Below are 6624 nucleotides of genomic sequence, written 5' to 3' on the forward strand. Positions count from 1 at the left end.
CGCGGGGGGGGGGGGGGTGGCGGGGGGTCTTTGTGGTTCCCAAACACCACTTTGGGGGGGCGTGGGGGGCCCCGTGGGGCCCCCCCCCCACACCGCCTTCCGTCAAGCCGTACCGGGTCGCGAGGCGGTTATCTGAAACCTTCACCGACGCTGTCCACCCGCCCCGGAGCAAATCCGTCGGGGGCGACCTGCCACTCACGACTCCCTCGGCCGGGGTGGTCGTGAGTGGCAAGTGTCGTTAGAACGCGACTTGCCACTCACGACCCACCCGGCCGATGCTCACCCCCGCACCATTTTCCCGGCACGACTCCCCCACGTGGGTGACGTGCCGCTACTCCGGCCGTGTCCCAGGGGAAGCGGAGATCGCCCGGCCCGAAGTGCCTGTCAGGCAGGCGGATTCGCGGCGAAGTGAGTTCCGCCACCGCCCCGGGATCCGGGGCGCGAGGCGTTGTCCAGCGGCGACGGTCCCCTGCGACCGCTCGTCGCTCCACTGTGGAGGGCCGCTCGGCGGGCACGAGGCGATGCGCCATCGGAGTGATCGAGACACCCGCGCGGATCGACGAAGAGTCGCACCGCCTCGGACGCCACAATCGCGGCGCATTCGTCCTCAGAGCGCCGCAGATCCGTTCGGGGCTCCAGGATTCCCCAGGACGACGTTCAAGGGCGTTGCGGGGCAAGGAGACGGCCGGAGCGTACTGCCACCGAAAATGCGGCAGGGCCCCGCGCCGTGCGCGGGGCCCTGCCGTTGGCTCACTCGTGGAGAGGGAGCTTACTTCTTCTTCGCGGCGGCCGAAGTCCGCTTGGCCGGAGCCTTCTTGGCGGGAGCCTTGGCCGCGGTCGCCTTGGCGGCCGGCTTCGCGGCGGCCTTGGTGGCGGTCGCCTTCTTGGCCGTGGTGGCGCGAGTCGTGGCCTTGGCCGCGGTCTTCGGCGCCGCCTTCGCGGCGGTCGTCTTGGCCGCTGCCTTGGTCGCGGTCGCCTTGGCGGCCGGCTTCGCGGCGGCGCGCGTCGTCGTGGCGGCGGCGCGGGTCCGCGTGGTCGTGGAACGCGTCGCGGCCGGGCGGCTGGCGGCCGTCCGGGTCGTCGTCGCGCGGGTGGCGGCGGCCCGAGTGGTGGTGCCGGCGGTCGCGCGCTTCACAGCGGTGGCCTTCGGCAGCTTCTTCGAACCGCTGATGACGTCCTTGAAGGTCGTGCCGGCGCGGAACGCGGGCACGTTGGTCTTCTTGACGCGAACGGTCTCACCGGTGCGCGGGTTCCGCGCGGTGCGGGCGGCGCGGGCGCGCTTCTCGAACACACCGAAGCCGGTGATGTTCACCTTCTCGCCCTTGTTGACCGTCCGGATGATGATGTCGACAAGGCCATCGACGGCCTCCGACGCGACCTTCTTGTCGCCCAGGCGCTCCGACAGCGCCTCGATCAGCTGGGCCTTGTTGGCCATTCCAGTCCTCCAAGAAGAACTACTTGTACACGGCCCCGTCGGCCGACTTAGCGCACACGGTATTACCAATGCAGCACAAATTCCAAACGACGCGCGGAAATTTCCCTTGTCTCGGGGGCTGTTCCGCCTCCCGAGGGACCCCTTCAGGGCCTCTCGAGGTGCCGTTCGGTGTGGTTTCGGGGCTGTCTCCCAGGACCCCGGCCGAGGTGCGGATTCCCTGCTCAGCAAGGGAATCCGCCCCCTTCGACCGGCCTAGGAGGAGGTCGCCGGGAGGGTCACCGGCTTCCAGGAGGGGCGCTGGATCTCGAAAGTGTCGATCTCCTCCGCGTGGCGGAGCGTCAGGGCGATGTCGTCGAGCCCTTCGAGGAGCCGCCAGCGGGTGTAGTCGTCGATCTGGAAGGGCGCGGTGAAGTCCTTGGCCCGTACCGTCTTCGACTCGAGGTCCACCGTGACCTCCGTCCCGGGCTCGTTTTCGAGCAGCTTCCACAGCAGTTCGACGTCCGCCTGCTCGACCTGAGCGGCGACGAGACCCTGCTTGCCCGAGTTGCCGCGGAAGATGTCCGCGAACCGGGAGGAGATCACGACGCGGAAGCCGTAGTCCATCAGGGCCCAGACCGCGTGCTCGCGGGAGGAACCGGTGCCGAAGTCCGGGCCCGCGACCAGGACCGACCCGCTCTTGAAGGGCTCTTGGTTGAGGATGAACGACTCGTCGGAGCGCCAGGCGGCGAAGAGCCCGTCCTCGAAGCCGGTGCGGCTCACGCGCTTGAGGTAGACCGCCGGGATGATCTGGTCAGTGTCCACGTTGGACCTGCGCAGCGGGACCCCGACGCCGGTGTGGTGGGTGAACGCGTCCATGGTTGGGAACTCCTTCGCGGATGTCAGCGATGTCAGCGAGCGGCGGCGGGCAGCAGGTCTTCGGGGCTGGACAGGGTTCCCCGGATGGCCGTGGCGGCCGCCACGAGCGGTGAGACCAGATGCGTCCGGCCGCCCTTGCCCTGCCTGCCTTCGAAGTTGCGGTTCGAGGTCGACGCGCTGCGCTCGCCCGGCTTGAGCTGGTCCGGGTTCATGCCGAGGCACATCGAACAGCCCGCCTGACGCCATTCCGCGCCCGCTTCGGTGAAGACCTGGTCCAGCCCTTCGGCTTCGGCCGCCTGGCGGACCCGCATCGAGCCGGGGACGACGAGCATCCGGACCGAGTCGGCGACCTTGTGCCCGCGCAGGACGTCCGCGGCGGCCCTCAGATCCTCGATACGGCCATTCGTGCACGAGCCGAGGAAGACGGTGTCCACCGAGATCTCCCGCAGCGGCGTGCCCGGCTTCAGGTCCATATAGGACAGGGCCTTTTCAGCGGCGATGCGCTCGTTCTCGTCCCCGATGCGCTCGGGGTCGGGCACCTCGGCGCCCAGCGGGAGCCCCTGGCCCGGGTTCGTGCCCCAGGTCACGAAAGGCGTGAGTTCGTCGGCGTTCAGGCGCACCTCGGCGTCGAAGACGGCGTCGTCGTCGGTGCGGAGTTCGCGCCAGTTCTCGACGGCGGCGTCCCAGTCCGCGCCCTGCGGCGCGTGCGGACGGCCTTTCAGGTACGCGAACGTCGTCTCGTCCGGCGCGATGAGCCCGGCGCGCGCGCCGGCTTCGATCGACATGTTGCAGACCGTCATCCGCGCTTCCATCGACAGGTTTTCGATGGCTTCGCCGCGGTATTCGAGGACGTAGCCCTGCCCGCCGCCGGTGCCGATCTTCGCGATCACCGCGAGGATGATGTCCTTCGCCGTGACGCCGGGACGCAGAGCCCCGTCGACCGTGATGGCCATCGTCTTGAATGGACGGAGCGGCAGGGTCTGGGTCGCCATCACGTGTTCGACCTCGGACGTGCCGATCCCGAAGGCCATCGCGCCGAACGCGCCGTGCGTCGAGGTGTGACTGTCGCCGCACACCACGGTCATCCCGGGCTGGGTCAGGCCCAGCTGCGGGCCGATGACGTGCACGATGCCCTGTTCGGCGTCGCCCATCGGGTGCAGCCGGACACCGAACTCCTTGCAGTTGGTGCGAAGGGTGTCGACCTGGGTACGGGAAACGGGATCCGCGATCGGCAGCTCGATGTCGATCGTCGGGACGTTGTGGTCCTCGGTCGCGATGGTGAGGTCGGGGCGGCGCAGTTTCCGGCCCGCCAGGCGGAGTCCGTCGAACGCCTGCGGGCTGGTGACCTCGTGCAGCAGGTGCAGGTCGATGTAGAGCAGGTCGGGCTCGGCCCCCTCGCCGCGCCGCACCAGGTGCGACTCCCACACTTTCTCGGCCAGTGTCCGGGGCATTTCCGGCTCCTCACATGCGATGGAATAGGTACTTCCCACCATCTGGACATCTCAAACTTCGGGAAGATAGTATCGGCTTGTGGGACAGCATAGCGGTATCGGAGTACTCGACAAGGCCGTGGCCGTGCTTCAGGCCGTGGCCGAAGATCCTTGTGGCCTGGCGGAACTGTGCACGCGGACCGGTTTGCCGCGCGCGACGGCGCATCGGCTCGCGGTCGGCCTCGAGGTGCATCGCCTGTTGCGCCGCGGCCCCGACGGGCGCTGGCGCCCGGGGACCGCGCTCGCGGAACTGGCGGGCGGTTCGACCGACCCGCTGCTCGACGCGGCGAGCTCGGTGCTGCCGAAATTGCGCGACATCACCGGGGAAAGCGTTCAGCTCTATCGCCGCGACGGCGTCCAGCGCGTCTGCGTTTCGACCGCGGAGCCGCCCAGTGGCCTGCGTGACACGGTGCCGATCGGCTCACGGCTGCCCATGACGGCGGGTTCCGGCGCGAAGGTGCTCGCCGCGTGGTCGGATCCGCACACGCAGCGCACGATCCTTTCCGAAGCCGTGTACGGGGAGCGCACACTGCTCGAAGTGCGCCGTCGCGGCTGGGCCCAGAGCGTGGCGGAACGGGAGCCCGGTGTGGCGAGTGTCTCCGCGCCGGTACGGGATTCGACGGGCACCGTCGTCGCCGCGGTGTCGGTTTCCGGGCCCATCGAACGTATAGGGCGTAAGCCGGGGGCGCGCTGGGCCGCGGACCTGCTCGCCGCCGCGGACGCGCTCCAGGAGCGTCTCTGACGCCTCGAAACGGGTGAAGGCCCCCTGCGGCGCAGGGGGCCTTCACTGTTTCCCGGACCGTCCAGAATGGACCGGCCGGATCAGAACTCGTCGGCCTTGGTCAGCTCGTGTTCGAGGGTGTCGGCACGGATGACGAGGGACTTCAGCGGATGTTCGAACTCGTTCCGCAGGTTCAGATCGACCAGCGGGATCGTGTGCTTGAGCAGCGCGACGCCGTCCACCACGGCCGCGCCGCCGACCGAATCGCCGCCCGCCAGTTCGAGCAGGCGCCGCAGGTCGATCTTGTCGGCCCAGCCGACCGGAGAGGAGATCTCCACCCACTCCGCGCCGTCGTGGTCGGGCAAGTGGTGCAAGGACACCTGCTGACCGCGGCCCTCCCCGGTGTCGACCCGGAACCGGAGCCAGCCGTCACGCTCTTCGAGCACTTCGTACCGCGCCCGGACGAAATTGATCACGCCTGCCCAGATGGACACCCTCGTCACCTCTCGGTTTCGCCACTTCGTGCGCTGTCGAGCATGGCACATCCGGGGCCGGTTCAGCCGCCGGGATAGAGGCGGGCCAGTGAGCGCACGGTCTCGGTCAGACGGGTGACCAGCGCGGCGGGCTCCAGCGCCTGGGCGTCGAGGCCGAGCTTGAGCAATCCGGCGGCGGCGTGGGACACGCTCTCCAGCGGGATTCTGGCGCGCCGCCAGCCTTCGGCGTCCTCGCCGGTGAGGGTGCGGCGGGCGAGACGCGCGGCGCGCGGGCCGAGGACGTCCGGCAGGGCGGCGATCCCCTGCGGTGACAGGCGGATGAGCGCGGTCTCGGTCTCCTCCGCCCCTTCGTAGCCTTCGACATGCGCGCGCCAGAACGCGGCGAGTTCGAATCCCTCGGGTCGCTCGGCCTTCTCCGGCAGCGTCCGCGACCGCTGGATCGAGGCGACCTTGTACGTGCGCGGCTGATTCCGCCGGGAGGCGATGAGGTACCAGGCCCCGGCCTTGAGCACGAGCCCCAGCGGATGCGGCCGCCGCGTGACGACGCCGGGCTCCGGCGACCAGCGGCGGTACCGGACCTCGATGACCCTGTCCCGCCACAACGCTTCCGCCACGGCGGTCAGCCACGGCACCGGTTCGGCTTCGGAGTACCAGCCGGGCGCGTCGAGGTGGAACCGTTGCCGGATCCGCGTCGACGCGTCCCGGTACGGCGTCGGAAGCGCGGCCGTCAGCTTGAGTTCGGCGGCCGCGACCTGGGCGCCGAGCCCGAGTTCGGCGGCGGGCTCCGGCAACCCGGTGAGGAACAGGGATTCGGCCTCGTCCGCGGTGAGACCGGTCAGGCGGGTGGCGATAGCCCTCCAGCAACCGGTAGCCGCCGGACGGCCCTGTCTCGGCGTAGATCGGCACGCCCGCGGCGGACAGCGCTTCGACGTCACGGTAAACGGTGCGCGCGGTCACGCCGAGTTCCGCGGCCAGCCTGGCCGCGCTCATCTTCCCCTGGTTCTGCAGCAGCAACAGCAGGGAAACCATCCGGCCGGCACGCACGGCCCCGAGTCTGCCAGCGACCACTGACAGAAGATGTCAGTGGTCGCGCCGCAAGATCGTCGGCATGAACGATTTCGACTTCTTCACCGGCTCCTGGAACGTCACCAACCGGCGGCTGAGGACCCTTTTCGAGGGCAGTGACGCTTGGTACGAGTTCCCGGGGACGACCACGTGCCTGCCGATCTTCGGCGGTGGCGGCAACACCGAGGAGATCGTGTTCCCGACGCTGGGGAGCAGCGGTTTCACCCTGCGCCTGTTCGACGTCTCCCGGAAGGAGTGGTCGATCTACTGGGCGAGCAGCCGGACCGGGTCGCTCTGTCCGCCCGTGGTGGGCACTTTCGCCGAGGGCCGGGGCGACTTCTACGGCGACGACACGCACGACGGCCTGCCGATCAAGGCGCATTTCCTCTGGTCGGAGATCACCGGGACGTCGGCGCGGTGGGAACAGGAGTTCTCGGCGGACGGCGGGAAGACCTGGGAATCCAACTGGGTGATGGAGTTCAGCCGGGCTTGAGGTCCGGCCCGGCAGGGCGTGAGGCGGGGTGGTCGGGGTGGGGGGGGGGGGGGGGTGGTGCGGTGGGCGGC

7 protein-coding genes and 1 pseudogene are annotated in these 6624 nt (G+C 69.6%); 2 read left to right on the top strand and 6 right to left on the bottom strand.

Annotation, left to right across the window (positions count from 1 at the left end):
• Positions 1–769 precede the first annotated feature (769 nt).
• From AB0N89_RS19475 to leuC, 3 genes are all read right to left on the bottom strand, one after another.
• The gene (locus AB0N89_RS19475) at positions 770–1435 is read right to left on the bottom strand and encodes an HU family DNA-binding protein (protein WP_364206249.1); all 666 of its coding nucleotides are present in this window, start codon (positions 1433–1435) and stop codon (positions 770–772) included.
• A gap of 252 nt (positions 1436–1687) precedes the next feature.
• Positions 1688–2290 carry a 3-isopropylmalate dehydratase small subunit gene (leuD, locus tag AB0N89_RS19480; protein WP_364206252.1) on the bottom strand — a complete coding sequence of 201 codons (603 nt, stop codon included), beginning with the start codon at positions 2288–2290 and terminating at the stop codon, positions 1688–1690.
• Positions 2291–2322: 32 nt separating this feature from the next.
• The gene (leuC, locus tag AB0N89_RS19485; protein WP_364206255.1) at positions 2323–3741 is read right to left on the bottom strand and encodes a 3-isopropylmalate dehydratase large subunit; all 1419 of its coding nucleotides are present in this window, start codon (positions 3739–3741) and stop codon (positions 2323–2325) included.
• Between the two features lie 79 nt (positions 3742–3820).
• On the opposite strand from leuC, the gene AB0N89_RS19490 reads away from it, so the two are divergent.
• The gene (locus tag AB0N89_RS19490) at positions 3821–4522 is read left to right on the top strand and encodes an IclR family transcriptional regulator (RefSeq protein WP_005158149.1); all 702 of its coding nucleotides are present in this window, start codon (positions 3821–3823) and stop codon (positions 4520–4522) included.
• Positions 4523–4602: 80 nt separating this feature from the next.
• On the opposite strand, the gene AB0N89_RS19495 is transcribed toward AB0N89_RS19490, so the two are convergent.
• The 3 genes and pseudogenes from AB0N89_RS19495 to AB0N89_RS19505 form a co-directional block, all read right to left on the bottom strand.
• Positions 4603–4995, bottom strand: coding sequence for a hypothetical protein (locus AB0N89_RS19495; RefSeq protein WP_020630810.1), 393 nt, complete (start codon positions 4993–4995; stop codon positions 4603–4605).
• A gap of 62 nt (positions 4996–5057) precedes the next feature.
• A complete protein-coding gene (locus AB0N89_RS19500; protein ID WP_364206259.1) occupies positions 5058–5786 on the bottom strand; it encodes a WYL domain-containing protein in 729 nt (242 codons plus the stop codon).
• Between the two features lie 133 nt (positions 5787–5919).
• Positions 5920–6024, bottom strand: a pseudogene (locus tag AB0N89_RS19505) (helix-turn-helix domain-containing protein); the annotation flags it as partial.
• Positions 6025–6103: 79 nt separating this feature from the next.
• On the opposite strand from AB0N89_RS19505, the gene AB0N89_RS19510 reads away from it, so the two are divergent.
• Positions 6104–6553 (top strand): hypothetical protein, encoded by a 450-nt coding sequence (locus AB0N89_RS19510; protein WP_364206262.1) that lies wholly within the window; start codon positions 6104–6106, stop codon positions 6551–6553.
• Positions 6554–6624 lie beyond the last annotated feature (71 nt).

It is taken from the genome of Amycolatopsis sp. NPDC089917, assembly GCF_040684635.1.
Lineage (GTDB): Bacteria > Actinomycetota > Actinomycetes > Mycobacteriales > Pseudonocardiaceae > Amycolatopsis.